The sequence below is a fragment of the Arachnia propionica genome (genome assembly GCF_037055325.1).
GTDB lineage: Bacteria > Actinomycetota > Actinomycetes > Propionibacteriales > Propionibacteriaceae > Arachnia.
This window is the reverse complement of record NZ_CP146373.1, coordinates 2685466-2709537: the sequence shown is the minus strand read 5'-3', so window position 1 is coordinate 2709537 and position 24072 is coordinate 2685466. Positions and strand designations below refer to the sequence as shown.

Genomic DNA, 24072 nt, shown 5'->3' with positions numbered 1-24072 from the left:
ATCGTGCCGTAGCTTTTGGCTCTTTTCGGAGGTCGGGCCGACCGTCGCAGACCGCCCTGGAATTTCTTGGAAGTATCTTTGGCAGGAGAATCTTCGTGGCAGGGTGGGAGCGTTCGTGTCCCAGCGGGTTGTCAGAGAACCAGGAGGAGACCATGTCAGATTCCGTCCGTCGACGCTTCCGTCCGCTACTCGCGTCGGTGCTTGCCGGAGGTCTGCTGGCAGGTTGCGCGTCCTCCACGTCCTCTGAATCCGGATCGCCGAGTGCCCAGGATTCGGCGGCCATCGCCCTGCCCACGGCGCGCCCCTCCGCAGGTGCGGGGTCGCCGTCCGCGACGAGGTCGCCGGTATCGATTCCGGGGGCCTATTCGGGAGCGGGCGGACCGCGACCCGCGAATGCCACCCCGATCACCGCCGTCCATTCGGGGTACGCGGTGATCGTCACCCCGTCGAAGAACATCACCTGCGAGTTTTCGGACACGAGCGCGGGCTGCGGGATCATCAACTACACGGACAGCAAACCCTACGGTTCGGATGAGCTCGGCGCCAAGTGGTGGGTGAGGATGAAGAATTCCACGTCCGCGAGTCAGGCGGAGCCCGAGCTCGTGTCGAGAAGCGAATCTCCCATGTTCCAGAATCCGGGAACCCCCGGTCAGCAGGTGGAATATGGAACCGTCGTCTACCACGGGGACTACGTGTGTGCCTCCGAGGATGCGGGCCTGACCTGCTGGAACACCGCCACTGGTCACGGTGCGTTCATGAACCGCGACGAGACGAAGACGTTCTAGTCTCCGGGCAGGTGACCGGGGAGACGTCCCTGCTCCCGGAGTTTCTTCGCTGCCTGTTCCCGGACGGCGTTGTTGATCAGGTGTCCGAAACCCCGCGCGGTGATTCGTGCGACAAGCCCGGGAAGGTCGGTGCCGAGCGCCGCGGCGGCTTCGTGCAGGTTCCAGTCGTGCGTGGAGAGCTGGTGCAGCAGGTGGGCGCGCCGGGTCTGGGCCGAACTCAACCGCAGGGTGTTGACGTAGAGCAGCTCGCCGTCGTCGCGGACCAGGCGTTCTCCGATGTGGTTGGGGCGGCGCAGCTCCAGGTCGGTCACGAAGCGTTCCAGGCGCATGCTTCCGGGGCGATAGACCGTCTCGGTGAACAAGCAACGATCCTTCCAGTCGCCCAGGAGAATTTCGGTGGTGGTCTCGGACCAGTCGCGCCGCACGCGCTCCAACGCCCCACGCAGCCCATTGATGCTCGTGGCCTCGGCGAAGAGCGGGCCCGCATCCACCAGCCAGCGGGTGGGTTGGTTCAGGGCATAGGCCATCATCAGTTCGCCGTAGAGATCGTCGAGGAGGGTGCGGTGCAGCAGCTTGTAGTCCTCGGCGGTCGGCACGACGAAGGCCGCCATCAGTGCGTCGGAGGTGTGGACCAGCATCCCGACCTGACCACGGTGGAGTTCGAAGGTCCGCAAGGCGGTGGCGTATCCGGGAATCTCCCGCCCGGAGAAGAAGGACTCCGAACGGTGGGTCATCCCGAGGTTCCTGAACCCCTGCGACAACTCCTGCCACGCGATCGTCGGGGGTTTGAAGTGCAGCTCGAGGAGACCCTCGATGGCCAGGTGCTGCGGCAGGAAACGCAGCGCGTCCTCACCGTCCTTCTTCCGCAGCCGATGCACCGATTCGAGGAACTGCCAGTCGTCGGGGGTGTCCTTCTTCTTCACCTGAGTGCCTGCGGCTGAGCCCCAGGTCAGGCGCAACCCGTGGGGGACGAAGGCGATGTAGCTTTTCCGACCGGGCAGGTCGACGATTTTCACGCCGGGCGGGATGGCTGCACGCGACAACCGAACGTCCTGGCAGGGGGTTTCGCGCAGCAACGGGATCAACCGGAATGCCCCGAAGGTCTGTGCAGGGGCGGGTCGCAGGCCCGTCAGGTCGAGGGGTGGTGCCATCTCACGCATGCGCTGATGCCCCCAGGAACTCCTGCACCCGGCGTTCGAGATAGGTCTCCAGCTCCGCCAGGTCGCCGTGGCCGGTGACGTAGCGTGCGAAACCGAGCGCCGTCGGCAGATCCTCGGCGTTGCGCAACCCGATAGAACGGGTCAGCGGGCTGAGGCTGCTCACCTGCAATTCCTGCGGGTCGAAGACGGGATTGAAGTGGAGCACGTACAGCTCTGGGACGATCCGCGACGCGCTGTCGAGGGCGGCGTGGAAAACCCCGGGAGGGTCGTTCTCGGCGCCATCAGAGACCACCAGCACCGTCGTCGCACCCCACTCGAGGGCATCGATCAACCGTTCCGTGAGATTCGTCTGCCCCCGCGGTCGGGGCACCTCGCCGTCGGCGGTGGGATGCGTCCAGAAAGCCCGGTAGTCGTGGTCGGTGAGCCCTGCCCGCAGCAGCTGGTCCACGCCCCAGGCGACGGCCAGCGGTCGGCGACGTTTCTCGCGTGAACCCGAGGAGGAGAACGAGTTGTCCAGCACGGCGGCCACCTTCCCGGTCAGGGGTAGGGGACCGGTGCGGGCCAGCACTGCGCGAGCGGAGGCGGCCAGCCAGTCGATCTCGTCGCGCGGCGTGTCGACTCCCAGGACGTAGCTGGCCAGTTCGGTCAGCGACAGCCTCTCGGGACGCACCTCGACGGTGTCGCTGCGACCGGCGACGCGGAGTCGTTCCCGTTCGGTGAGGCGGTGTTCCATGCTCTTCAGTAGCTCGTCGGGGCTGATGCCGTGCTTGGCGGCCAGGCCTTGTGCGACGCTGAACGGCAGCTCGCGGAGCGCGCTCTTGCTGAACCGCGCCTGTCGGTAGCGCTCCAGGATCGGGGTGTCGAAGGGGGCCTTGTGGCTGCCGAACAGGAAATCGGCCAGTTCGCCGCCGGGATGCAGGTGCGCGTGACGCATCGCCCCCGACATCTTGCGGCGGTACTTCACCGCGTGGAAGGCGAGGTCGGGATGCTCGGCGATGTAGTCGCGGATCAGGGCGCGGGTACGACGATTGTTGACGCCCTCCCGACGCAGCCGGACCATCAGCTTCCAGGCTCGCTGCGGGGGCAGGGAACGCAGCCTCGCGCGCAGCAGGGCGTTCTCCTCGCTGCGGAAGTCGTCGGGGGTGTCGCGACCGCTGCTGAGCAGTCCGATGATGATCTGTGCGACATTGAAATGATTCACCCCGACCGCCAGCAGCCGGGCGTAGAGGCGACGATAGTTGCCGCGCACGTAGTCGTGGAGGAACCCGAGCCCCAGGCGTTGCTCGTCACCTCCGGTGAGGAATTCGGCCTGCCCGGTGGAGACGAATGCGGCGTTGAGAAAGGTCAACAGGTCCTCGCGTGCGACCTCGTCTGCGCTCAGCATCGACTCTCCAGGGGGCAGGGTGGGTGTGTCTGGGGAAGAGCGGTGTGATGTGGAAGTAATTCCTGTACAGGGAAGCTCGGAAATCACACCTGGGTCCCACGGACACGCGGTCATCGTAGCGACACCCATTTCGCCGCGACAGGCGGGGACGTCGTTTCTGCGGATGGGTAGGGCACGACATCGAGAAACCCGGGAGCGGAATCGGCAATCGTTCCCGCTCAGGAGTTCAGGGACGATCAAGACGGCTCATGTTCGAGAGGGACGGACTCGTGATCCTGCATCCCCGTCACGTCGTTTTCTCGTCCGCCACCGGCGCCATTCCGGACCCGCCCTGCCGACGAGAGACTCCGGGTCGGGAGTTTCCCCGGGCGACGCGTTCACGGAGGGTGCAGGTTGCGGTGGAGGCGTGCAGGCGGCCCCCCGGACATGGCGCCCGACCCGATCCCGTAGGGTATGGGTCCTGTCGCGGCAGGCCACGCCCGGATGCAGCATGCCGGATCGGGCGATCCGACGTCCCACCGTCGCGACCGGCACGGCTGGTGCAGGAACACGACGGCGGGTGAGCGATTCACCCCGCCCGGTGAGTCCTCGCCCGAGTGGCGTTTTTCGCAACAGGCCCCGGGGCTGGACGAGGAGGAGAAGATGAGCGATCGCGAGTTCGTCGCGCTGGGAACATCCAGCTTGGTGCCCACGAAGACGCGGAACCACAACGGCTACCTGCTGCGCTGGGGAGCCAGCGGCGTCCTGTTCGACTGCGGTGAGGGCACCCAGCGGCAGATGACCCGGGCCGGGGTCTCGGCGCGCAGCATCGACGTCATCTGCCTCACCCACCTCCACGGCGACCACTGCCTCGGGTTGCCCGGGGTGTTGCAGCGCATCTCCCTGGAGCAGGTGCCCCATCCGGTCACCGTGGTCTATCCGGCCCAGGGACAGGAGTACGTCGAGAGGCTCCACCGTGCCAGCATCTACCACGACCAGGCCGACATCCGGTTCCTGCCCGTCGACGCGGGCCCGGAGCCCGGCGAGGTGCTGCGGACCAAGGACTTCATCCTCTCGGCGGCCTGCCTCGACCACCGCGTCCCCGCCATCGGATACCGGGTGGAGGACCTGCCCGGGGTCAGCTTCGACCCGGAGGCCCTGGCCGCCCGCGGCATCTGCGGCCCCGCCGTCGGGCAGCTGAACCGCGAAGGTCGGGTGGAGATCGACGGTGTGGTCACCCGGCTGGAGGAGGTGTCGCGTCCGCGACGGGGGAGGTCGTTCGCGTTCGTCATGGACACCCGGCCCTGCCCGGCCGCGGAGAAACTGGCCGAGAACGTCGACCTGCTGGCCATGGAGGCCACCTACACCAGCGACCTGCGGGAGCTGGCGGTCGAACACGGACACTGCACCGCCCTGGACACGGCCCGCATCGCCGCAGCAGCTGGGGCCCGCCGCCTGGCCATGACCCACTTCTCCACCCGGTACACCACCACCGACGACCACCTGCGGGAGGCGAACGGCATCCACGACGATGTAATCGCCCTGGAGGACCTCGACCGGGTGCCGGTGGATTCCGTCACCCGCTGAACGGTGCCGCGGTGGGGCAGGAACCGACGTTGTCCGGTGCGTGGAGCCGGGGATGCGGTTTGCCGGACGGTGGCAGGATCGACTCATGGATGCTCAAGCAGTTCTGATTGATTCGGTCAACCGGCCCGTCGAGACGGCCCGGACGGTGCTCAAGGAGATCTCCAAGGAAACCCTCCACGCGATGCCCGGCGGCCGGGCGAACTCGATCGCCTGGCTGGTGTGGCACGCCGCACGGCAGATGGACATCCAGGTGGCGTGGCTGGCCAATGCCGGGCAGATCTCGGAGCAGCTGTGGATCACCGATAGCTGGGGTGAGCGTCTCGGAATCGACCGCGGCCCGAAGTCGATCGGTTTTGGCGACACCGCCGAGGACGTCGTCGCGCTGCGCGTCGAGGATCCTGCCCTGCTGCTCGACTACTTCCAGGCCTGCGCCGAAACGTTCACGACCTACGTCTCGGGGCTGTCCGCCGACGACCTGGACGAGGTGATCGACACCAAGTGGAACCCGCCGGTCACCCGCGGGGTGCGGCTGGTCAGCATCATCGACGACGCGGTCACCCACCTGGGGCAGGCGGCCTATGCCCGCGGCCAGATCGAGGAATGGAGCATCGGCTTCTGACGTGGTTTCTCCTGAGGTCCGCGACGCGGGCCGTCGCGGCGTGCCGCCTCGGGGGCGGGGGTGTCGGATCGGCCTGTCGTCCGTGGGTTTGCTCACTGGCCCGCCCGATTCTTCGAGAAGTCCCTATCACCGGTTTGCTGGCCCTATTCGCGGTTTGCTGGCCTTGTTCACGTTTGCCTGCGCTGTGAGGCCAGCAAACATGAACAAGGCCAGCACACAAGGGGTAAGGCCAGCAAAAAGAAGAACTCCAGGGCTCGCCCCGACTTGTCGGAAGCCTTCGCCGCGCAGGTGCTACACACCCTGCGTGGGTAGCGTGGCAGGGTTTTCGTGGCTGCACCGCAGATGGGACACGAGATCTCGATCATGGGCATGTGCATTCTCCTCGCCTTTATCCCATCAACCATGCTGCCAGCGGCTCCCGGACGATGCCGCGACATCGTGAGACGCTTTCGTCGGTGGCCTGGCCGACTGCAACCCTTGGACATGGAAGTGGACGAGGACGACTAGGAGCCGACATGACATGTGACGTTTCGGACGACATGAGGGCCGGGTGGGCGCGGACAGTGCTGACGGTTGACGGGATCGGGTGTTTCGCGGCGGCTGGGGTGGTGCTGGCTTCCGACAAGATTCTCGGGATGGTCAACCCATCGCTGAAGTCGAGACTCCCGCTGGCGGGTGCGCTGCTCACCACGAGTGTCCTGCTGCTCCGGGGAGCGGCGAGGAAACGACCGAGGCCCAAGGACCTGCGATGCGCTGCCGCGATCAATCTCGGCTGGGTGCTGGCGTGCACCACATCCCGTCGATCCACCCCGACCCGGGCGGGTCGACAACTTGTGGCTGCCACCGCCCTTCTGGACGGTGCCTGTGGTTGGTTGCAATGGAAACTGGGACGGGATGTTTCCAGCGAAGAATGAGTTCCACCCCGTCCAGAGCGCTCACCCGGGGCGCCAGGAGAAGCCCCTACGGGTGTTCGGTACTGCCGGGTGGGAATCGTGTCAGGGACTGTGATCCGTCCGGCCCGCGAGGACGAGCTGAGAGTGCTGAGTGTCATCGAGCAGGAAGCGGATGCGCTGTTCGCCGAGATCGGGATGAACGACATGGCTGCGGCGGATCCGGAATCCCTTCTGCCCGCCCAGCGGGCCGGACGGGTACTGGTCGCGGTGACCCGAGCGGACGAGCCGGTGGGTTTCGTCCGGCTTGAAATCGTCGACTCGACCCCTCACGTCGAGCAGGTCAGTGTGCTTCCCGGGTATGCAGGGCATGGTCTCGGAGCCCGCCTGCTCGATGCCGCCGAGGAATGGGCCAGGAAGCGGGGGTATCGGCGCATGACTCTGATCACCTATCGGGATGTTCCGTGGAACGGTCCTTGGTATCGGCGAATGGGCTGGGAGGTCGTCGAGGAGGACCGGCTGACACCGGAGTTGAGGGCTCTCCGGAAACGTGAGGGGGCCGCCGGCCTGGATGTCCGACCCCGGCAGGCGATGGAGAAAAACCTGACCTGAGTGGGTCGTCGGGCCTGCAATCGCGAACAAGGCCAGCAAACCGTGAAGCAAGAGGAGCGGGGAGCGGTAGACCTTCCCGAACGGTTGGTTGGCTGACATCACCGCGGCGCCCAGAGGGATGGCGAGGAGTCGCCCAAAAGGATAGTAGTTTTCCGCCCAGAGGTATAGTTGACTGCGTGGGTTACCTTGCGAGGCTGGTTGATCAGGAGCTGGACGCCTTCATGCCGCACGTCGCCGCGGTCACGTTGGACGGGCCCAAGGGGGTGGGGAAGACATCAACCGCCTCCCGTCGGGCCGTCGACGAGCTGCGCCTGGATCTTGAGCAGCACTGGCGAATGGCCAGGGCGGATCCGGAACTGGTGACCCGGCTTCCCAAGCCGCTGCTCATCGACGAATAGCAGCGGGTCCCCGCGGTCTGGGATGCGGTGCGCAGAGCCGTGGACGACGCTGCCGACCCCGGGAGCTTCCTGCTGGCCGGTAGCGCATCGCCATGTCTGGACGCCCCGATCCACAGTGGAGCCGGGCGTATCCTTTCCCTGCGAATACGGCCCATGGCGCTTTGTGAACGTGATCTGGTCGAACCGTCGGTCAGCATGGCCGCCCTGCTCCGAGGGGGAGCAGAGGTGTCGGGAACGAGCCCGATGGGAGTGAGTGACTACCTGGAGGAGATTCTCGCGTCGGGTTTCCCGGGGCTGCGCGGGCTTCCTCCTCGCGTGCGGACGGCGCAGCTGCGCAGTTACACGACCCGGATCTTCGAACGCGAGCTCCCCGACGAACGCGGCGTCTCGATTCGTCGCCCTGCCTCTCTGATGGGGTGGTTGAGCGCCTATGCCTCGGCCGTGGGTACGACGGCAACCTGGGAGACCATCAGGACCGCGGCCACCCCGGGTGATGCCGATCCACCCACCAAAGCAACCGTCAGCCGCTACCGTGACTGGCTGACCTCCCTGTGGCTCCTGGACCCCGTGCCCGCGTGGCGTCCCCTCGGAACCTCGCTCCGCAACCTGGTGCAGGCACCCAAACATCACCTGGCCGATCCCGCGCTCGCCGCCGTTCTCCTCCGCGCAACCCCGGAAATACTGGCCAAGGGGCAGGGACGGTGGCTCGGGTCGCGCGGATCGTTGGTCGGGGGACTCTTCGAGAATCTGGCGATGCTCACCGTTCGAGGCGCCGCTCAGGTGTCGGGGGGCGACGTGTTCCACCTGCGCACCAAACGCGGCGAGCAGGAGGTGGACCTGATCGTTGAGGGCGAGGACGGGCGGATCGTGGCTTTCGAGATCAAGCTGAACCGTGCCGCCTCGGACAGAGACGCGCGGCATCTCCTGTGGCTGAGGGAAAAACTGGGAGACCAGGTGGCTGACCTGGTGCTGCTCAACACCGGTGAACACGCCTACAGGCGCCCCGACGGGGTGGCTGTGGTTCCTTTGGTCCTTCTGGGTGCCTGAGGTTTTCGGTCTACACAAGCGGCGCCGGTTTGCTGGCCCTATTCGCGGTGTGCTGGGCTTGTTCACGTTTGCCTGTGCTGTGAGGCCAGCAAACGTGAACAAGCCCAGCACATAGACAGCAAGGCCAGCAAACAAGGAGCAAGGCCAGCGGAAGTCGAGGCAGGCGAATGGAATGGGTGGTCGCGTAAAGGGCCTCGGATGTAGGGGTGAATGGGGACCGTGAGTCACTACTCGGGCTGGTCGGTGAGCGTCTGTATGACGATTCCGCCGAAACGCGCCTCGTCGGCGTAGCAGCGGATGCCGTCGATGAAGCAGAGGTGACCGGGATGGGTCTCGGTCTGGTGCGAGTCCGCGTAGTAGGCGATGAAACCACCCCCGATGGACGTGTTGAAGAACTCCAGGGCTCGCCCCGACTCGTCGGAGGCCTTCGCCGCGCAGGTGCCACACACCCTGCGCGGGTAGCGCGGCAGGGTTTTCGTGGTGGCACCGCAGATGGGACACGAGATCTCGACCAAGGTCATTGCGTTCTCCTTCCTGCTCCGTCAATCAATCTGCGGTTCGGAATCGTGCCGTCCACCGGACGTAGACTCCCTCGGGTGCGGGAACTCGACTGGGGCGGGGTGCCCAACATTCGTGACCTCGGCGGGCTGGCCGGTCGCTGGGGCGTCACGCGACACGGAAGGGTGGCGCGGGGACCTCGCCGCGAGCTGATTCCGGAGCAGGGCTGGCGGGCCGCCCGCGGCTGGGGGCTGCGGACCGTGGTGGATCTGCGCTGCGCCGAGGAGCGGGGCAGGCGCGACGGTGATCCCCGGGTGGGTGAGGACGCCCTGCGGGACGTGACGATCCTCTCCGCACCCACCGAGGACCACGACAACGCGGAGTTCCGGGAAACCTGTTTCCCGATCCTTGATTCCCCCGAATACTGGCCCCACAACCTGCGAATCCTCCCTGGCCTGGTGGCCGCCGCCCTGACGACGCTGGCGGCAGCCGAACCCGGGATCCTCGTGCACTGCAGCGCAGGGCGTGACCGCACCGGCATGGTGACCGCCATCCTGCTCGCCAACGCGGGGGGTCGCGCCCGGTGTCGTCGCCGACGACTACGCGCAGTCCGTGCGGGCCATGGTGGGGGTCGCCAGTCACGCCCCGACCCACGACCGGCAGACCGCGTGGAGGGATGAGCAGGTGAAGGCGTGGCTTCACAGGACGTGGCCCCTGGTCGAGCGGTTCGCGTCGGGAATCCCGGCCCATCTGGAGGTGATCGGGCTTCCCGAGACCACCCGGAACCGACTCCGGGCGCTCCTCCTGGATGCGTGAACCGCCTTGTCCAGTGCTCTTTGCACCGGGTTTCAACCAGGGAGCAGTTCTCCGGTTGGTAGCCCCGGCCATCGGTTGCCGGGCATCCTCGTTGTGGTTTCGACTCGACTGGCTCGCGGGGCTCGCAGGTCGGCTCAACCAGCTTGGAGAGGGCGATGTCGGTTGTGCCGGGGCGCGGTGAAGAGGGGGTCGTGTCGAGGCCCTTTCGGGTATGGGGCGCAGGACATCTCGGTAGAGTCCCGGCATGCGGATCATCGAACCAGACGAAAGGTTCAGGGTTTCGTTCCTGGAAGGGTGGGACGAGTTCGACGCGGAGGACGAGCGGGGCGCCGAATGCACCGGAGCATTCGGTTTCACCCGGCAGCAGTGCGACTCCGCCGCTGGGTTTGCCGCGATGTGTGCTCGTCGACGCCTGGATGCAACCGATCCGCCGGAGGGTTTCGTCCCAGCGACGATGCTGTGGGCCGTCGATGGCGACCGATGGCTGGGGCGGGTGTCCGTCCGTCACGAACTGAACGACCACCTGGTACGTTTCGGCGGTCACGTTGGATACGCTGTCAGGCCCTCAGCGCGCCTCCGCGGCATCGCGACCGTCCTGCTCCGCGTGGGCCTCGGGGTGCTGAACGGAATTGGTGTGGGGGAGGCCCTGATCCTCTGCGCCGAGGACAACGAGGGATCCCGCCGGGTCATCGAAACGGCCGGAGGTGAGCTGGAGAAAATTGCGGAAGGGCTCCGACACTACCGAGTGGCGACCAGACAGTGGGGTACCCGTCGCGGATGACGGTTGCGCAGCACTCAACTCGGTTTGTGCCGCCCGTGGGGTGGTTTCGGGCGTCGAGTGCTGCGCAACCGGGCACGCTCCGGTGAACGGATTCCGGGTTGGCCGTGCCGTAGCATGTCCGAAACAGCTGAGACTTTTGGGACAGCTCGAAGAGGAGAACCCCCATGACGGAGATCGACACCCTTGCCCTGAACCCCAATCCGCTGGTTCGTGTGCTCGGAAAACAGCCGCACGAGTTCACCCGCGCCGACATCATTCGGTTCGTCGCCGAGCAGGGCATTCCCATGCTCAACCTGCGATACCTCGGCGGTGACGGGCGGCTGAAGGTGCTGAACTTCGCGATCCAGTCGGCCGAGCACCTGGACAGGATCCTGACGATGGGGGAGAGGGTCGACGGGTCATCGCTGTTCGACTTCGTCGACGCCGACAGCTCCGACCTCTACGTGGTGCCGCAGCTGCGCACCGCGTTCCTGAACCCCTTCTCGGAGCTGCCCACCCTCGACATCATGTGCGGCTTCTACGACGTGGAGGGCAATCCCCTCACCAGCTCCCCGCAGCAGATCCTCCGCAAGGCTCAACAGGCCCTCGAGGACGAGACCGGCTGCCGACTGGAGGCCCTCGGTGAGTTGGAATATTACCTGTTCTCGCCCGCCGAGGACCTGTTCCCCGTCGAACCCCAGCGCGGATACCACGAGGCCGGGCCGTTCTCGAAGTGGGAGGCGGTGCGCGTCGAATCCCTGGCCCATCTGACGCGGATGGGCTGCTCCGTCAAGTACGCCCACGCCGAGGTCGGGAATTTCATCGCCGACGACCTGCAGATGGTGCAGCAGGAGATCGAGTTCCTGCCCACCGACGTCAGCCGTGCCGCCGACGAGATGGCCCTGGCGAAATGGGTGGTGCGAGAGGTGGCGCATTCCTACGGCATCGAGGTGTCGTTCTCGCCGAAGATCGCTGTCGGGCAGGCCGGGTCGGGGATGCACTTCCACACCCGGTTGATGAAGGACGGTGTCAACCAGTTCTCGGAGGGTGCCGGGCTCACCGACGTGGCGCGCCGCGTCGTCGGTGGGTATCTTTCGCACGCCGCTTCCCTCACGGCCTTCGGCAACCCGGTCCCCACGTCCTTCCTGCGACTCGTCCCGCACCAGGAGGCCCCCACCGCCATCTGCTGGGGGGACCGCAACCGTTCCGTGCTGGTGCGGGTGCCGCTCGGCTGGCAGAACCTCGACGACCGCATGTTCCGCGACGCCAACCCGCAGGAGGGCCCCGTCGGGCAGCTTCCCAACGACTCCCAGACCGTCGAGCTCAGGTCCCCCGATGGCGCAGCCAACATCCATCTGTTGTTGGCTGGCCTCACCGTGGCCGCCAGGATCGGGCTGAGTGACCCGTCGATGCTGGACTACGCGATGGCCCGCTACGTCAGCGGCGATGCGTCCACACGCGAGGGTCTCGATCAGCTGCCTTCCTCTTGCGCCCAGGCCGCCCGTTGTTTGCTGGACCAGCGGGCCGACTACGAGGCCCTGGGCGTCTTTCCGCCCGGCCTGATCGACGCCTGGGCCGAGCAGCTGTTCGCGCTCGGGGACGAGAACCTGCGCGAGGACATCGCCGCCGACCGGGTCTTGGTGGAGGACCTGGTGGCGCAGTACTTCCACATCGGCTGACGACCTCTCCGCCGGGAGATCTCCTCGCGGGTCGGGATGGCGTGCATATCGTCCCGGCCCGCGTTTTCCAGGGCTTCCAGTAGGGTGAGCCCATGACTCGGGACGGCCACCACATCCGCAACGCCGAACGCACCCGCGCTGCGGTGCTCAAGGCCGCCGCCGAGGTGCTCGCCGAGCGGGGAACGGGCGCGTCGCTGGCCCGGATCGCCGAGGTGGCAGGGGTGTCCAAGAGCGGTCTGCTGCATCACTTCGCGAATCGGGAACAGCTCATCGTCGCCCTGCTGGAGGATGTGGTGACCACCTTCCGTCAGGCCGTGATGCAGCAGGTCGATGCCTCGGATGAGCGTCCTGGCAGGTTGATGCGCGCCTACATCAGGGCGCTCTGCACGGGATCGCAGGACGTGCTGCGGTATTTCTCCCCGACCCCGGTGCGGGCGGGAGTGCTCGACTTTCCGGAGGCCATCGAGGTGGCGGAACGAGATTCCGCATGGTGGGCTGAGAATCTGGCGGCTGACGGCCTGTCCCCGCAGCGGGTTGTGGTGGTGCGCCGCGCCGCCGAGGGGCTCGCGATGGCCGCCTGCTTCGGCGAGGAGACGCAGGCCAGTCTTGCCGAGGGCAGGGAACTGCTGCTGTCGCTGACCGAGGGCGGCGAGCTACCGGAGTGAGTGTTCCATGTCGGCCCGGGGTGTCTCTGCGGGGGCGTTTTTCTCGCCCGTCGGGGCGGCGCGGGGGATGGTGATCCAGGCGAGGACGGCGGTTGCCGCCGCCAGGACCGCGGCCATCACCGAGGTCCACTGCATGGCCGTGGTGAAGGCGTGCCGCGCTCCGGGCAGGGCGGGATCGGCGGGATCCAGCAGGGAGACCGCGGAGGCCAGCGACTCGCGGATGACGGGATCGGTGCCTGACGGCAGGGCCGCGCGGTATAGGGCGGTGTGGATGGAACCGAGGAGCGCGATCCCCAGGGCCGTGCCGAGTTCATAGGCGGTTTCGGCTATCGACGACGCCGCCCCGGCGCGTTCTGTGGGCACCGCCCCGACGATGGCGTCGGTGTTGAGGGTCGTCGACAATCCGATACCGAAACCCACCAGCGCGAAGGCGACGACGATCCCTGCCAGCCCCGTCGCGGATTCGGCGAACGCCAGGATCACCAGGCCGACGCTGCCCAACCCCAGTCCGGCGCTGATCGCACCGCCGGTCCCGAGTGTGCGGACAGCGATCCCCGTGAACGCGACCACCACGATCGCGGCCATCGTTCCCGAGAGTTCCAGCAGCCCGGTCTGGAGCGGGCTGAGTCCGCGCACGAGCTGAAGGTACTGGGAGAAGAAGAACAGCAGCCCGACGAAGGCAAAGACGGTCACGGTGTCGGCGGTCACGGCTGCGGTGAAGGAACGGTTACGGAACAGGGAGATGTCGATTAGCGGGGTGGTGAGGGTGCGCTGTCGGCGCAGGAACCACCAGCCCGTCGCCGTCCCGAGGGCGAGGGCAAGGGCCGCGGTGACGGTGAAACCGGCGGAGAAGATCTCCTTGACGGCCTGCACCAGCGAGATGATGGCCACCATCGACAGCGCCGCCGACAGCAGGTCGATCCGTCCCTTCCCGGGGTTGCGCGACTCCGGCAGCAACCACAAGCCGCCCGCGACCACCGCGACCATGACGGGGACGTTGATGAGGAAGACGCTGCCCCACCAGAAGTGTTCCAGGAGCGCCCCACCGACGATCGGCCCGATGGCGGCGCCAGCCGTCGCGCCCGCCGACCAGATGGCGATGGCCCGCGTCCGTTGCTGCCGGTCGGGAAACACCGAACGGATGAGGGCCAGCGTTGACGGCATGATCGTCGCGCCGCTGATTCCCAGCAGGGCCCGGGCAGCGATCAGCAGCTCGGGGGAGGTGGCGAACGCCGCCAGCAGCGAGGACAGTCCGAAGCCGACCGACCCGATCATCAGGAGGCGTTTGCGACCGATGCGGTCGGCGAGGTTGCCCATCACCACGAGCAGGCCCGACAGGGTGAATGAGTAGATGTCGCCGATCCACAGGATCTGTGACGCGCTTGGCGTCAGGTCGGCGGTCAGGGCGGGAACGGCCAGGGTCAGCACGGTGCCGTCGATCGCCAGCAGCATGACGGCCAGGGTGAGGATGCCAAGGGCCGCCCAGGAACGACCGGTCGCGACGTGGGGGCTCCGGGAAGTGGTCATGCCGACACAGATTACCGACCAAATGGTCGGTAACAAAGCGGCGATGTGTCGATCGGGTGATCGGAGTGTGGGCCACGATGCCCCGGAGGTCGACCAACCGCCGGGGCATCGCCGTGTGGGAATCGGGTGGATCCGGTTTGAGCCGAACGGATCCGCCCGGGGTCGTTGTGGTCGACCCTCAGGTGCTCGGTCGGAGTGTGGGGAAGGCCTCGGGTGGCGTGGCACAGCAATTCTGATGCCCGGTTCCGAAAATTTCCTTCTCGTTATCCTCGTGGCGAGAACCTGATGCCCGATAGTCTATCCCTGGGAGGGGGCTGAATCATTTTTTGGTCTCCTCCTGAAGTTGAAAAACTAACATAGGGACTCTGGGGCTGAACTTTCGTTAACAAACGAAAGTTCTACGCGGCGTGATCCTTGGTGTATAGACGAGTCTTCGTGGCGGGTATGTACCTTGGTGAATGCACGTTTTTCGACGCGCAACGCGACTTAATTTAACAATCAACTAGTGTTCGTTGGGGCTTCTGACGGGCATGGTCCCGGGGTGGCGTCCCTGTGGGCCGATGTTCTAGACCGCCAACTGGCGGCGTGAGAGGAGGTGTGGTGACCCCAGAAGAGGAGCTGGCAATTGCGGAGTGGCTGAGTCGGGTTGTCCTGGCGGGGGTCATGATCTTCGCGGGATGGTTCATGTTCTATCTGGCACGTTATATCCGCGGTAGAAACTTCAAACGCGGGGAGAAGATTGGCATTCGGACGATCAGTACCATGGCCAGCCGAGAGGCGTGGCATGTGGCGCACGTCCGGGCTGCCAAGTATGTCCATATATCAGGGTTCATAGCCTGCTTCTCCTCCCTGTGGGTGTTGATTCCGTATTTTTCTTACCAAACCGCTTCAACGGGCTTCTACACGATTGTCATGGCCGTTGTCGGTACCGTCGCGTATGGTGCCTACCTCGGCGACCAGGCGGCGACGGAATATCTTCGCGATCAGGCGGATGAGCCGACGGAATGAGGTGTCACGCGTGATCCGACGAATTGAACGGCGCGTAGTCGCCCGCTCCCCGGGCTGGTGCTCCGCCGTCTCAGGGGCGGTGCGTGACCGATCAGTTGTGTGCGCGGCGTGATGTTCCCGTTCCCGGCGACGTTGCCCGGTTGCTGGCCGGTGTCCCGGAATGGTTCGGTCGCGAGGACGCGAATGCCGCATATGTCGTGGATGCCCGAGAGTTGGAAACCTGGACGGTCCGTGACGCCAGGGGAGTGGTCGTCGGGGTGACCCTCGTGACTCGGCATTTCCCGCACGTCGCGGAGGTGCACCTGATGGTGGTTGAACGTGCTCATCACGGTCGCGGGGTCGGGAGCGCGATGCTCGAGGCCATCGAGCGCGATGCCCGGGAAGGGGGTGTCCGGTTGCTGGAGGTCAAAACCCTCGGCCCGTCGCATCCGGATCCTGGCTATGCCCGCACCCGTCGGTTCTACGAAAAAATGGGATTTCTGGCCCTGGAGGAAACCGACCTGTGGGGTGAGGACACCCCCTGCCTGATCATGGTCAAACCGCTTGGCGGGTGAACCGCATCCTCGGGTGTGAGCCGGGGTGGGGATGCGTCGTCATAGTTCGCGAAGGGTCCGCAGGCGATTGTCGGTGTCCCCAATCGTCGGGTGGATTCAGTACGGATGCGTGCGTGGTTCCCGTGACACAGCACCGCCCCGCAGGACATCACCTGCGGGGCGGGATGGAGGCGAAGAATTAGGCGTCTGGACGCGATGCGCGGGCATGGCCGAGGCCCCGCGAATCGTGACGGCGGTGTGGCACAAGAACCCGTGCCGGCATCGGCCATGAAGGGGCGAGGCTGCATCACGAACATGGGCAGGACGCAAACCCGCTAAACCCAATGATGGGCTCGAGTGGTGTCGCAGGGAACAAAGAGCACCGCAGCCCCATCCCGGAACCGACAAGAAACCGATAGCCGCGCAGGAAGCCCGAAGCGCTATCGACCTCAGAGATATCTCACCACCTCGCCGTCTGAGCAGCTCAGCAGCAATACATACACCACGCTGAAAACCGGAGCAATAGAGCCCCGGATTCTGAGCCCGGAGGGGCTGGTCGAGTCGCAAAGGAGTCCGGTCCTAGAGACCGGAACAATTCGCCGAAGTTGGCCGCGGAATGGCCGAAGTCGTCAAGTCTCAATGAAGTCCGGTCTTGGAGACCGGAACAATTCGGCAGGTAGCAGATGAAATATGCCGCCCCGAGGTCTCAATGAAGTCCGGTCTTAGAGACCGGAACAATTTGCGGTACGACTGGAACGGATCCTCCACGCCGCCGGCAGTCTCAATGGAGTCCGGTCTTAGAGACCGGAACAATCTGGCGCGGAGGCTCTCGGTGCGTCCCGAACAGTTGGGTCTCAATGAAGTCCGGTCTTAGAGACCGGAACAATGGCTCGCCTCGGAAGGCGGTCCTGACAAGGGACTTTATCAACGTCTGCGAGCGCTGCGCCCCACAGACCCCGGCACCATCACTCTGTTGAGTTGTCACGGGGTAAAACACCTAGTCAAACCCCTGCGAGCGCTCCCTAGGGGATGCGACACGACCACAGGTCTCGCAGCGGCTCACACCACCACGGGTCCCTCGTCGGGCAATCTACGCGGTACCCCAAGCATAACGGTGCTCGCCGGTGGGGTGGGGGCGTCCAGAAGCTTCATCTGTGTGCATGAGACGCGAGCTTCTGCGAGTGGGTGCCGACGCTCCCCAAGGGGATGTCGTGGTATTGGTCAGAAAGTGGTGACTCCGTCGCGATTCATGAAGGCGCCGTGGCCGGTATCGCTGTTCCAGCAGGTCAGCCCGTTCTCCTCGGAGGCGCACACATAGCTCTCGTAGTAGACGACGGTGCCATAGGGGACAACCTGGGGTTCGCGGTCGGGATTCGAGAACAGATGGTGGCGTACCGCCTCCACTTTATCGACGGACCCATCGATGGGCACCCACCACCGTGGTATGCCATTTACGCTGCCATATGGTTCGTCTGATTTGTAGCTCTGGATTCCGCAACCAGCGTAATCCGGAGTGATCTCGCAGCCGATGTTTCCCGAAGGGGTTTTGATGACAGCCATGATGGGGACGGATGCGACACCTTCCACCGGGTAGACCGCTGTGATAAGAGTGGCGTGGGCTGGTCGGGGACCGCCGGCGCCGGGATAGATTCCTGGGTTGTTCGGTTTCGTCTCCTTGGCCGTGGGGGTAGCTGGTTTCTGGGTCCGAGTGTCGCGGGCTTCGGGATTGTGGGCGTCGGAGTCCCCGATTCCTTCCGTGCTGGTGATCGTTCTGCGTCCCTCGGCGGTGGTCGTCGTCGCGGGCGGGGGAGCGGTGGTGTAGATCGTGCAACCGGTCAGTGGGAGAAAAGTCGATATCAGTGTCGCGACCAGCGCGGCAGTCCGTCGGGAAATGAATAAAATCCGAGACACCGTGTTCTCCTGTGATTCGTGATGGCCCACCTGGTGGTGTGAGCGCAGAATACTCCCGAATTGATTCGTGAATGCGGGTTTGAACAGGATGACTGAATACTGGAAAAGTCGGTGCGGTGCGCAGGGGAACCGCGGTCTTGACGCTCGGAGTTGAACCGACTGGCAGGAATCCCGTGAATGCGCCGGATCACACGATGCGCAACTCCGGGTACTCCGGTTTCCACATGCGCTCGTAGATGTCCTGGATCGGGTTGGTCAACGGACGCCTGGTCAGCCCCTGCGACTCGGCGGTCTCCGCGACCGCCTTCGCCACCGTCGCCGCCACCATCCGGAGGTCGCGCATGGTCGGCAGCAGTGATGCGCCCGGCTGGTGCTCGTTGACGAGCCCGGCCAACGCCTGAGCCGCCGCGTAAATCATCTCCTCGCTGACCAGCCTGGCTCGCACCACCGACACCCCCAGCCCCAGGCCCGGGAAGATGAGGGCGTTGTTGGCCTGCGCGATCGTGTGATGCACGGAACCGCGCCGCACCGGCTCGAACGGGCTGCCCGTCGCGATCAGGGCCTTGCCGTCGGTCCAGTCGAGCAGATCCGAGGGGCGGGCCTCGCAACGGTCGGTGGGATTGGACAGCGGCATGATCACTGGACGTTCGCAGTACGAGTGCATCTCCCGCACCACCTCCTCCGAGAACGCCCCGGCGCGCGCGGAGGCGCCGATGAGAATGGTGGGCTGGGCATTCCGGACGGTCTCCAGGAGGTTCACCCGATGCGGATCCGCGACGTCCCAGCCATCGATCTCGGAGCGGGGCCGCGCGTAGGGCTTCTGAAACTCCCGCGTCCCGGAGCTGTCCTCGATGATCAACCCGTTGTGGTTGAAGGCGTAGAACTGACCCGGCTCACGGCCCGCCGCGCTGAGCGCGCCCTGGATCATGTCGGCGATCCCGATGCCCGCAGTCCCGGCCCCGTAGATCACGAACCGGTGCTTGCGCAGCGGGATCCCGGTGCGTCGCACAGCAGCGATCACAGCGGCCAGGACGACGGCGGCGGTGCCCTGGATGTCGTCGTTGAAGGTGCAGACCTCCGTGGCGTAGCGCTGCAGGATGCGGTGGGCGTTGGCGACACCGAAATCCTCCCAGTGGATCATCGCGTTGGGGAACACCTCGGTGACCACCCGGACGAAGCGGTCGATGAACTCGTCGTACTGGTCACCACGGACCCGGGCGTGACGCTCCCCCAGATAGCGGTCGCTGTGCAGCAGCCCCAAGTTGTCGGTGCCGACGTCCAAGACCACCGGAATGGCGCGTTGCGGATGAATGCCCGCGGCTGCCGTGTACAGCCCCAGCTTCCCGATGGCGATCTGAATGCCGCCGATCCCCTGATCACCGATGCCGAGGATCCCCTCGGAGTCGGTGACCACCACCAGATCGACGTTCTCGGGAGGCAGTTCGAAGTTGAGCAGCGACTCCTCGATGCGTTCGGGATGGTCGATGGACAAAAACACGCCCCGGGTGCCGACGTACTCGTGGCTGAACCTCTCGATGGCCTCCCCGATGGTGGGGGTGTAGACGATGGGGAGCATCTCCTCCAGGTGCTCGCTGACCAGACGGTAGTACAGCACCTCATTGCGGTCCCGCAGCTGCGACAGGTAGATGAACTTCGACAGCGGAGAAGGGCAGCGGCTGAACTGGCCGTAGGTGCGTTGCAGTTGCTCCTCGATGCTCGAGACCCGGTTGGTCAGCAGCCCCGCCAGGTTGAGCTGTTCCCGCTCGGCGTCGGTGAACGCGGTGCCACGGTTCGACACCGGGTTGGTGAGCACCAATCGACCGCGGGCGCTGATCTCCAGAACGGTTTTCCGAGAACCGGTGTCCAGTGTGAATCCCGACTGCTGCATGTCAACGCGCCTCTCGCCTCGTGTGGTTCCAAATGGCCACGAACCCGGGAAACGCTGAACGACATGTTCTCGCTGCAGACGGTCCTGCACCAGACAGGACAGGCTCCCGGCGTCCGTTTCCGGAAGTCGTGGCTGCGACACGATCACTCAGGATTTCCCGGACACCAATCTACCGGGCGGAGGCTGCCAGTAAACGGCATGGGCGGAACGGGTGAGACCGTGCACATCAACCAGCATGAGCCCGCCGGGCGGTGACCTGCCACACTGTGCGACGGACAACAGTCCCATCATCAACGCGACAAGGAGTGAGCAGTGTCTGAGGCAATCCCGGATTTCGTGAAGTCCATCGATCTCGACGACGGCAGCCGTTCCGTTTTCTTCGAATGCGACGCACCACCCACGTGGAAGGTCGTCGAGGCCCACGATCACGAACCCAATGGCTACTTCTGGGAAGGCGTGGCGAACTGGCTCGTCTCCCAAGGCCTGGCTCCCGAGGTCAGCATGGACCCCGAGAGCAGCATGTTCTCGGCCCAGGGCACTCCAGCGGAGCTCGATGCCTTCCTGACCGCCCTCGCCCCGTACCTGGTGGAGGACGACACATTGGCCACTCTCATCGAGGAGGCGGACGCTGCCGGTCACGACTTCGATGACTGAGCACGCCGTCGAGACATAGAAGCTGCCGTGGCGGCTGCCCGTTGTGGACGGTCGGTCGCCACGGCATTTTTTGATTGTGTAACCGATCTGATCGGTGTGGACGCTTCGGGTGCGATGATTTTCTTCCGAACCGGCATCGTGTGACGGGGCTCGCTGGTTAACTGGGCCATGACCATCCCCGTGGGGAACAGGAGGATGAAATGCAGATCTCCAGTCCCGCTGAGCGTGCCGCGCTGGCGGAACGTATCGTATGTGCCCGCAGTATCCGACGTCTCTGGGCGCTTCCCGGGACCCGACTCGGGATGGTATCCCATCCCGTGAGGCTGTCCCACCGGTTGTTCCTGGCATGGCAATACTGGTGGCAGGCGCACCTGTTCGACTGCATCATCGACGCCCAGATCCGTCACCCCGAAGAGAACCGGGCCCGGTTGGCGCGGAAAATGGTGCGCGCCAGTGTGATCCGCAACGGCTTCAAACGCACGAACAGCTACTACGACGACATGGCCTGGTGGGGGCTCGCCCTTCAGCGCGGCAACGACGTCCTCGGGACCTCGGTCAGCGTCGACTCCATCATCCGGGCCTGCCGCGGTGCGATCCGACCCGAGGGTGTGGTGCCCTGGCGGATCGGCGACGACTTCCTCAACGCCCCCGCCAACGGGCCGGTCGCCATCATGCTGGCCCGCGCCGGATATCGCGACGAAGCGATGCGGATCACCGATTGGATCGCCGAAAATTTGATGCTCGGCAGCGGGCTAGTGGCCGACGGGGTGGTGACCTCCCAGGAAGGAGCGCGTCTCGACGCCACCGTCTACACCTACTGCCAGGGAATCGTGCTGGGTGCTGAGCTGGAGGTGATGGGGCCGGACTCCCCACGTCGGATCGCAGACCTGGTCTCCGCCACGTGGCGGCATCTCAGCGACTCCGACGGGGTGCTCACCGGTCAGGGCGGGGGCGATGGCGGTCTGTTCGCTGGGATCCTGGCCCGCTACCTGACGCTCGTGGCCAACCGGTTCGAGGGAGGCGACGACACCCGTCAGCTCGCCGCCCACATGGTGCGTTCCTCCGCGGACGCTGCCTGGCGCAACGCGGCCAAGGACGCGGACGGGTTGCCGAGCTTCGGGCCCGAGTGGAACCAACCCGCGCAGAAACCCGCACGGCGTCAGTGGACCACGGAACGCGACCTGTCGGTGCAGCTTTCGGGATGGATGCTCATGGAGGCGGCAGCGGCCCTGACCGCTTGAGTCCTGGCTCTCACGGGTGCTCGTGGCGGTTCATGAAGTCGAGAACCGCAGCTCCGGCCTTCTCCGGTTCCTCCAGGGGTAGCGAGTGCGTGGCCCCCTCCCAAAGACTCGCCTCCACCGTGGGAACGAACTCCTCGGCGCGACGCACCGCACCCGGGGGATCGGCCAGAACCGTGCTGTTTCCCGCCATCGCCGCGTACACCGGGACGCTCAGGGAACTGAGTTGGGTGCTGGTGAACTGCTGTGGGAGGTCGCGGGCGGAGGAGTATCCCTTCGTTCCCGCGTCGATCAAGCGGGTCAGGGGGTCGCTGTGATCGATGGTCTCGTTGCCGCTGATCCGTGCCAAGGCAGCGTCGCGCCACGACTGCGGTAGCAGCGGGATCGATGCAGGGATGGCCAACAGGTAGACCTCCCATGTCAAGGTGGAGAACGTCTGCACCGGATCGAACAGGCTCAACGAGGCCGTCTGTTCGGGATGGTGCAGGGCGAAGTTGGTGGCCAGCCAGCCGCCGAAGGAATGCCCGACGACATGCACGGGCGGGGCCTCGAGCGCAGTGAGGGTCTCGCTGATCCACCCGGCGTTCGCCTCGGGGTTTCCCAGCGGCACCGTCTGGCTGCTGAGGCCCGCGTCCCCCAGCGCGTCGACGGCGTAGACGGGGCGTTCGCGGGTCAGGACCGGCAGGAGGTCGCGCCACATCGGGATGCCCGCACCCCAGCCGGGCAGCAGCAGAACGGGAGCTTTGGTTGATCCTTCAGGCCCCGGGAACAGCGCGACGTGCACCGTGCCCCAGGAGGTCGCGATGTCGTGCTCCTGCGCCGCGGGCATGCTCGCCGCCACTTCCCGATAGGCGGCGAGGTAGGTCTCGCGGGCCGATGTGCTGCGCCACTGCCCGACCTTCGGGCCGCCGCGCGTGGCCAGCAGGAGAGCGTTCGCGGCGAGCGAGACGATCAGGGTCAGGATCAGCAACCGGCGGCGTTTCCGACGAGGAGGACGTGACGTGGGTTCAGGGGAAACTTCTGCGACCATAGCAATACATTTGCACTGTTTCCTTTGCAATGCAAGTGCATCGCAAAAAGTTCTATGCTTGTCCCGTGCCGAAATTAGTGGATCACGACGTGCGACGCCGGGAGATAGCGAAGGCGGTGTGGGCGGTCATTGCCGAACGGGGGATCGAGGGCGTGACCCTGCGTTCCGTCGCTGCCGAGGCCGGGATCTCCGTGGGTCGCATCCAGCATTACCACGCCTCGCGGGAGGAACTCGTTCGCGACAGCTGCCGGGAGCTGTTGAAAATGGCGCCCCAGCGGTTCGAGGCCGCCGACGACGCCACCCCCGCGGAGAGGCTGCGCCGGCTCGTCCTGGGGCGGATCCCGACCACCCCCGAATTCGCGATCGGAACCTCGATCTGGCTGGCCTACGAAGCCAAAAGCGTCGACGACCCCGTCGTCGCCGAACTGGTGCAGCAGGGGCACGCGGGGGGTGTGCAGGAGGCGGCTGCGCTGCTCGACGAATGTGGAGTCGCCGACGCCCCCACCGTCGCGCTGCGCCTCATGGCCCTGGCCGAGGGGCTGGCCATCCGGGTGCTGGTCGGGGGACTGGGCTCCCGGGCGGCCATCGACCTCCTAGAGGACCTGATCGCAGAGACGCTGCCCGACTGAGTCGACGGGGAGGCGCTCAGGCGAATGTCCCGTGTCTCGGGGGTGGGCGGAAGGATTTTTACTCACACCGCACGAAGCGACCCCGTCGTGTGCTTCGATCGTGGGTGGGGAGCCATTGCGTGCATCAGCTGATGCTACGTTTGATGCCGGAGAGGACGACTCATGAGAACCACCGTTACCATTGACGACGATCTGGTGGCGCGCGCCCAGGAACTGACCGGTGTCAAGGAACGCTCCGTCCTGCTTCGTGAAGGCCTGGAGACGTTGATCCGCGTGGAGAGCGCCCGCCGGCTGGCCGCCCTCGGCGGTACTGAACCAGACGCACAGGCTTCGTCACGGACCCGGGACATCGGGGACCTCGCGAAGTGATCCTCGTCGACACCTCCGTCTGGATCGACCATTTCCGTCGCAGCGACCTGCGCCTGGTGCGCCTGCTGCGCGGCGACGAGGCGGGCTGTCACGCCATGGTCATCGGGGAGCTGTCGCTGAGTTCCATGCCCGCCCGTTCGGTGCGCACGTCATACCTGTCCAACCTGTATCGATTCCCTAGCCTCCGTGACGATGAGCTGCTGCACCTCGTCGATTCCAGGCGACTGTGGGGCCGAGGCCTGAGCCTGGTGGACGTCAGTCTCATCGGCTCTGTTCTCGTGGTGCCCGGGGCGTGCCTGTGGACCCGCGACAAGCGCCTCCACAAGGTCGCGGAGGAACTGGAGATCGCCTTCGAGTGAAAACCCGGCGGATTGCCTCACAGGCCCACTGAGTGGGCCTCGGAAAG

The 24072-nt window shown here is 65.6% G+C and carries 27 protein-coding genes; 20 read left to right on the top strand and 7 right to left on the bottom strand.

Annotation, left to right across the window (positions count from 1 at the left end; genetic code table 11):
- Positions 1–152 precede the first annotated feature (152 nt).
- Entirely contained in the window at positions 153–785 is a 633-nt protein-coding gene (locus V7R84_RS12550; RefSeq protein ID WP_338569560.1) for a hypothetical protein, read from the top strand.
- Here the strand turns inward: V7R84_RS12550 and V7R84_RS12545 are convergent.
- Both V7R84_RS12545 and V7R84_RS12540 read right to left on the bottom strand, forming a co-directional pair.
- Positions 782–1945: an ARPP-2 domain-containing protein gene (locus V7R84_RS12545; RefSeq protein WP_338569557.1), complete on the bottom strand. Its 1164-nt coding sequence runs from the start codon at positions 1943–1945 to the stop codon at positions 782–784. The genes V7R84_RS12550 and V7R84_RS12545 overlap by 4 nt on opposite strands.
- Positions 1938–3329, bottom strand: coding sequence for a hypothetical protein (locus V7R84_RS12540; protein ID WP_338569555.1), 1392 nt, complete (start codon positions 3327–3329; stop codon positions 1938–1940). The genes V7R84_RS12545 and V7R84_RS12540 overlap by 8 nt, the downstream gene beginning before the upstream one ends.
- Positions 3330–3971: 642 nt before the next feature.
- Between V7R84_RS12540 and V7R84_RS12535 the strand changes: the two genes are divergently transcribed.
- From V7R84_RS12535 to V7R84_RS12510, 6 genes are all read left to right on the top strand, one after another.
- Positions 3972–4895, top strand: coding sequence for a ribonuclease Z (locus tag V7R84_RS12535; RefSeq protein ID WP_338569554.1), 924 nt, complete (start codon positions 3972–3974; stop codon positions 4893–4895).
- An 85-nt stretch (positions 4896–4980) separates the two neighbouring features.
- Complete coding sequence (locus tag V7R84_RS12530; RefSeq protein ID WP_338569551.1) at positions 4981–5514, top strand: mycothiol transferase; 534 nt, start codon at positions 4981–4983, stop codon at positions 5512–5514.
- 515 nt (positions 5515–6029) lie between these two features.
- Positions 6030–6428, top strand: a complete 399-nt coding sequence (locus V7R84_RS12525; protein WP_338569548.1) for a hypothetical protein — start codon at positions 6030–6032, stop codon at positions 6426–6428.
- Between the two features lie 78 nt (positions 6429–6506).
- Positions 6507–7016 carry a GNAT family N-acetyltransferase gene (locus V7R84_RS12520; protein ID WP_338569547.1) on the top strand — a complete coding sequence of 170 codons (510 nt, stop codon included), beginning with the start codon at positions 6507–6509 and terminating at the stop codon, positions 7014–7016.
- Positions 7017–7192: 176 nt separating this feature from the next.
- Positions 7193–7414, top strand: a complete 222-nt coding sequence (locus tag V7R84_RS12515) for a hypothetical protein (protein ID WP_338569546.1) — start codon at positions 7193–7195, stop codon at positions 7412–7414.
- A 153-nt stretch (positions 7415–7567) separates the two neighbouring features.
- A complete protein-coding gene (locus V7R84_RS12510) occupies positions 7568–8461 on the top strand; it encodes a DUF4143 domain-containing protein (RefSeq protein ID WP_338569543.1) in 894 nt (297 codons plus the stop codon).
- A 227-nt stretch (positions 8462–8688) separates the two neighbouring features.
- Here the strand turns inward: V7R84_RS12510 and V7R84_RS12505 are convergent, their stop codons facing one another.
- Positions 8689–8982 (bottom strand): hypothetical protein, encoded by a 294-nt coding sequence (locus tag V7R84_RS12505; protein WP_338569541.1) that lies wholly within the window; start codon positions 8980–8982, stop codon positions 8689–8691.
- A 75-nt stretch (positions 8983–9057) separates the two neighbouring features.
- Between V7R84_RS12505 and V7R84_RS12500 the strand changes: the two genes are divergently transcribed.
- The 5 genes from V7R84_RS12500 (at position 9058) to V7R84_RS12480 (ending at position 12879) form a co-directional block, all read left to right on the top strand.
- Complete coding sequence (locus V7R84_RS12500; RefSeq protein ID WP_338569540.1) at positions 9058–9639, top strand: tyrosine-protein phosphatase; 582 nt, start codon at positions 9058–9060, stop codon at positions 9637–9639.
- Between the two features lie 4 nt (positions 9640–9643).
- On the top strand, positions 9644–9775 hold the full coding sequence (locus V7R84_RS12495) for a hypothetical protein (RefSeq protein ID WP_338569539.1): 132 nt from the start codon (positions 9644–9646) through the stop codon (positions 9773–9775).
- A gap of 244 nt (positions 9776–10019) precedes the next feature.
- Positions 10020–10556 (top strand): GNAT family N-acetyltransferase, encoded by a 537-nt coding sequence (locus V7R84_RS12490; protein WP_338569536.1) that lies wholly within the window; start codon positions 10020–10022, stop codon positions 10554–10556.
- Between the two features lie 164 nt (positions 10557–10720).
- Positions 10721–12214, top strand: coding sequence for a glutamine synthetase family protein (locus tag V7R84_RS12485; RefSeq protein ID WP_338569533.1), 1494 nt, complete (start codon positions 10721–10723; stop codon positions 12212–12214).
- A 92-nt stretch (positions 12215–12306) separates the two neighbouring features.
- The gene (locus V7R84_RS12480) at positions 12307–12879 is read left to right on the top strand and encodes a TetR/AcrR family transcriptional regulator (protein WP_338569530.1); all 573 of its coding nucleotides are present in this window, start codon (positions 12307–12309) and stop codon (positions 12877–12879) included.
- Here the strand turns inward: V7R84_RS12480 and V7R84_RS12475 are convergent.
- Entirely contained in the window at positions 12868–14406 is a 1539-nt protein-coding gene (locus V7R84_RS12475; protein WP_338569527.1) for an MFS transporter, read from the bottom strand. The genes V7R84_RS12480 and V7R84_RS12475 overlap by 12 nt on opposite strands.
- Before the next feature lie 600 nt (positions 14407–15006).
- On the opposite strand from V7R84_RS12475, the gene V7R84_RS12470 reads away from it, so the two are divergent.
- Both V7R84_RS12470 and V7R84_RS12465 read left to right on the top strand, forming a co-directional pair.
- Complete coding sequence (locus tag V7R84_RS12470) at positions 15007–15414, top strand: SdpI family protein (protein ID WP_338569524.1); 408 nt, start codon at positions 15007–15009, stop codon at positions 15412–15414.
- Positions 15415–15497: 83 nt separating this feature from the next.
- Positions 15498–15968, top strand: a complete 471-nt coding sequence (locus V7R84_RS12465; RefSeq protein WP_338569523.1) for a GNAT family N-acetyltransferase — start codon at positions 15498–15500, stop codon at positions 15966–15968.
- 1200 nt (positions 15969–17168) lie between these two features.
- Here the strand turns inward: V7R84_RS12465 and V7R84_RS12460 are convergent.
- Positions 17169–17858 (bottom strand): hypothetical protein, encoded by a 690-nt coding sequence (locus tag V7R84_RS12460; protein WP_338569522.1) that lies wholly within the window; start codon positions 17856–17858, stop codon positions 17169–17171.
- A gap of 187 nt (positions 17859–18045) precedes the next feature.
- The gene (locus V7R84_RS12455; protein ID WP_338569521.1) at positions 18046–19746 is read right to left on the bottom strand and encodes an NAD-dependent malic enzyme; all 1701 of its coding nucleotides are present in this window, start codon (positions 19744–19746) and stop codon (positions 18046–18048) included.
- 63 nt (positions 19747–19809) lie between these two features.
- On the opposite strand from V7R84_RS12455, the gene V7R84_RS12450 reads away from it, so the two are divergent.
- The 3 genes from V7R84_RS12450 (at position 19810) to V7R84_RS12440 (ending at position 21641) form a co-directional block, all read left to right on the top strand.
- Positions 19810–20001 (top strand): hypothetical protein, encoded by a 192-nt coding sequence (locus V7R84_RS12450; protein ID WP_338569520.1) that lies wholly within the window; start codon positions 19810–19812, stop codon positions 19999–20001.
- Positions 20002–20058: 57 nt separating this feature from the next.
- On the top strand, positions 20059–20400 hold the full coding sequence (locus V7R84_RS12445; protein ID WP_338569518.1) for a hypothetical protein: 342 nt from the start codon (positions 20059–20061) through the stop codon (positions 20398–20400).
- Between the two features lie 200 nt (positions 20401–20600).
- Entirely contained in the window at positions 20601–21641 is a 1041-nt protein-coding gene (locus V7R84_RS12440) for a glycoside hydrolase family 76 protein (protein WP_338569516.1), read from the top strand.
- A gap of 10 nt (positions 21642–21651) precedes the next feature.
- On the opposite strand, the gene V7R84_RS12435 is transcribed toward V7R84_RS12440, so the two are convergent.
- Positions 21652–22668: an alpha/beta hydrolase gene (locus V7R84_RS12435; RefSeq protein WP_338569514.1), complete on the bottom strand. Its 1017-nt coding sequence runs from the start codon at positions 22666–22668 to the stop codon at positions 21652–21654.
- A gap of 65 nt (positions 22669–22733) precedes the next feature.
- Here V7R84_RS12435 and V7R84_RS12430 point away from each other — a divergent pair, with 65 nt between their 5' ends.
- From V7R84_RS12430 to V7R84_RS12420, 3 genes are all read left to right on the top strand, one after another.
- Complete coding sequence (locus tag V7R84_RS12430) at positions 22734–23297, top strand: TetR/AcrR family transcriptional regulator (RefSeq protein ID WP_338569511.1); 564 nt, start codon at positions 22734–22736, stop codon at positions 23295–23297.
- Positions 23298–23459: 162 nt separating this feature from the next.
- Positions 23460–23666: a type II toxin-antitoxin system VapB family antitoxin gene (locus V7R84_RS12425; protein ID WP_338569508.1), complete on the top strand. Its 207-nt coding sequence runs from the start codon at positions 23460–23462 to the stop codon at positions 23664–23666.
- A complete protein-coding gene (locus tag V7R84_RS12420; protein WP_338569505.1) occupies positions 23663–24025 on the top strand; it encodes a type II toxin-antitoxin system VapC family toxin in 363 nt (120 codons plus the stop codon). Before V7R84_RS12425 ends, V7R84_RS12420 begins: the two co-directional genes overlap by 4 nt.
- Positions 24026–24072: the final 47 nt, after the last annotated feature.

Bases quoted from the DNA above. Each gene is read 5' to 3' on its own strand.
- V7R84_RS12550 (WP_338569560.1), top strand. From the start codon at position 153: ATGTCAGATTCCGTCCGTCGACGCTTCCGTCCGCTACTCGCGTCGGTG.
- V7R84_RS12545 (WP_338569557.1), bottom strand. From the start codon at position 1,945: ATGCGTGAGATGGCACCACCCCTCGACCTGACGGGCCTGCGACCCGCC.
- V7R84_RS12540 (WP_338569555.1), bottom strand. From the start codon at position 3,329: ATGCTGAGCGCAGACGAGGTCGCACGCGAGGACCTGTTGACCTTTCTC.
- V7R84_RS12535 (WP_338569554.1), top strand. From the start codon at position 3,972: ATGAGCGATCGCGAGTTCGTCGCGCTGGGAACATCCAGCTTGGTGCCC.
- V7R84_RS12530 (WP_338569551.1), top strand. From the start codon at position 4,981: ATGGATGCTCAAGCAGTTCTGATTGATTCGGTCAACCGGCCCGTCGAG.
- V7R84_RS12525 (WP_338569548.1), top strand. From the start codon at position 6,030: ATGACATGTGACGTTTCGGACGACATGAGGGCCGGGTGGGCGCGGACA.
- V7R84_RS12510 (WP_338569543.1), top strand. From the start codon at position 7,568: ATGGCGCTTTGTGAACGTGATCTGGTCGAACCGTCGGTCAGCATGGCC.
- V7R84_RS12505 (WP_338569541.1), bottom strand. From the start codon at position 8,982: ATGACCTTGGTCGAGATCTCGTGTCCCATCTGCGGTGCCACCACGAAA.
- V7R84_RS12490 (WP_338569536.1), top strand. From the start codon at position 10,020: ATGCGGATCATCGAACCAGACGAAAGGTTCAGGGTTTCGTTCCTGGAA.
- V7R84_RS12485 (WP_338569533.1), top strand. From the start codon at position 10,721: ATGACGGAGATCGACACCCTTGCCCTGAACCCCAATCCGCTGGTTCGT.
- V7R84_RS12480 (WP_338569530.1), top strand. From the start codon at position 12,307: ATGACTCGGGACGGCCACCACATCCGCAACGCCGAACGCACCCGCGCT.
- V7R84_RS12475 (WP_338569527.1), bottom strand. From the start codon at position 14,406: ATGACCACTTCCCGGAGCCCCCACGTCGCGACCGGTCGTTCCTGGGCG.
- V7R84_RS12455 (WP_338569521.1), bottom strand. From the start codon at position 19,746: ATGCAGCAGTCGGGATTCACACTGGACACCGGTTCTCGGAAAACCGTT.
- V7R84_RS12450 (WP_338569520.1), top strand. From the start codon at position 19,810: ATGTTCTCGCTGCAGACGGTCCTGCACCAGACAGGACAGGCTCCCGGC.
- V7R84_RS12440 (WP_338569516.1), top strand. From the start codon at position 20,601: ATGCAGATCTCCAGTCCCGCTGAGCGTGCCGCGCTGGCGGAACGTATC.
- V7R84_RS12435 (WP_338569514.1), bottom strand. From the start codon at position 22,668: ATGGTCGCAGAAGTTTCCCCTGAACCCACGTCACGTCCTCCTCGTCGG.
- V7R84_RS12425 (WP_338569508.1), top strand. From the start codon at position 23,460: ATGAGAACCACCGTTACCATTGACGACGATCTGGTGGCGCGCGCCCAG.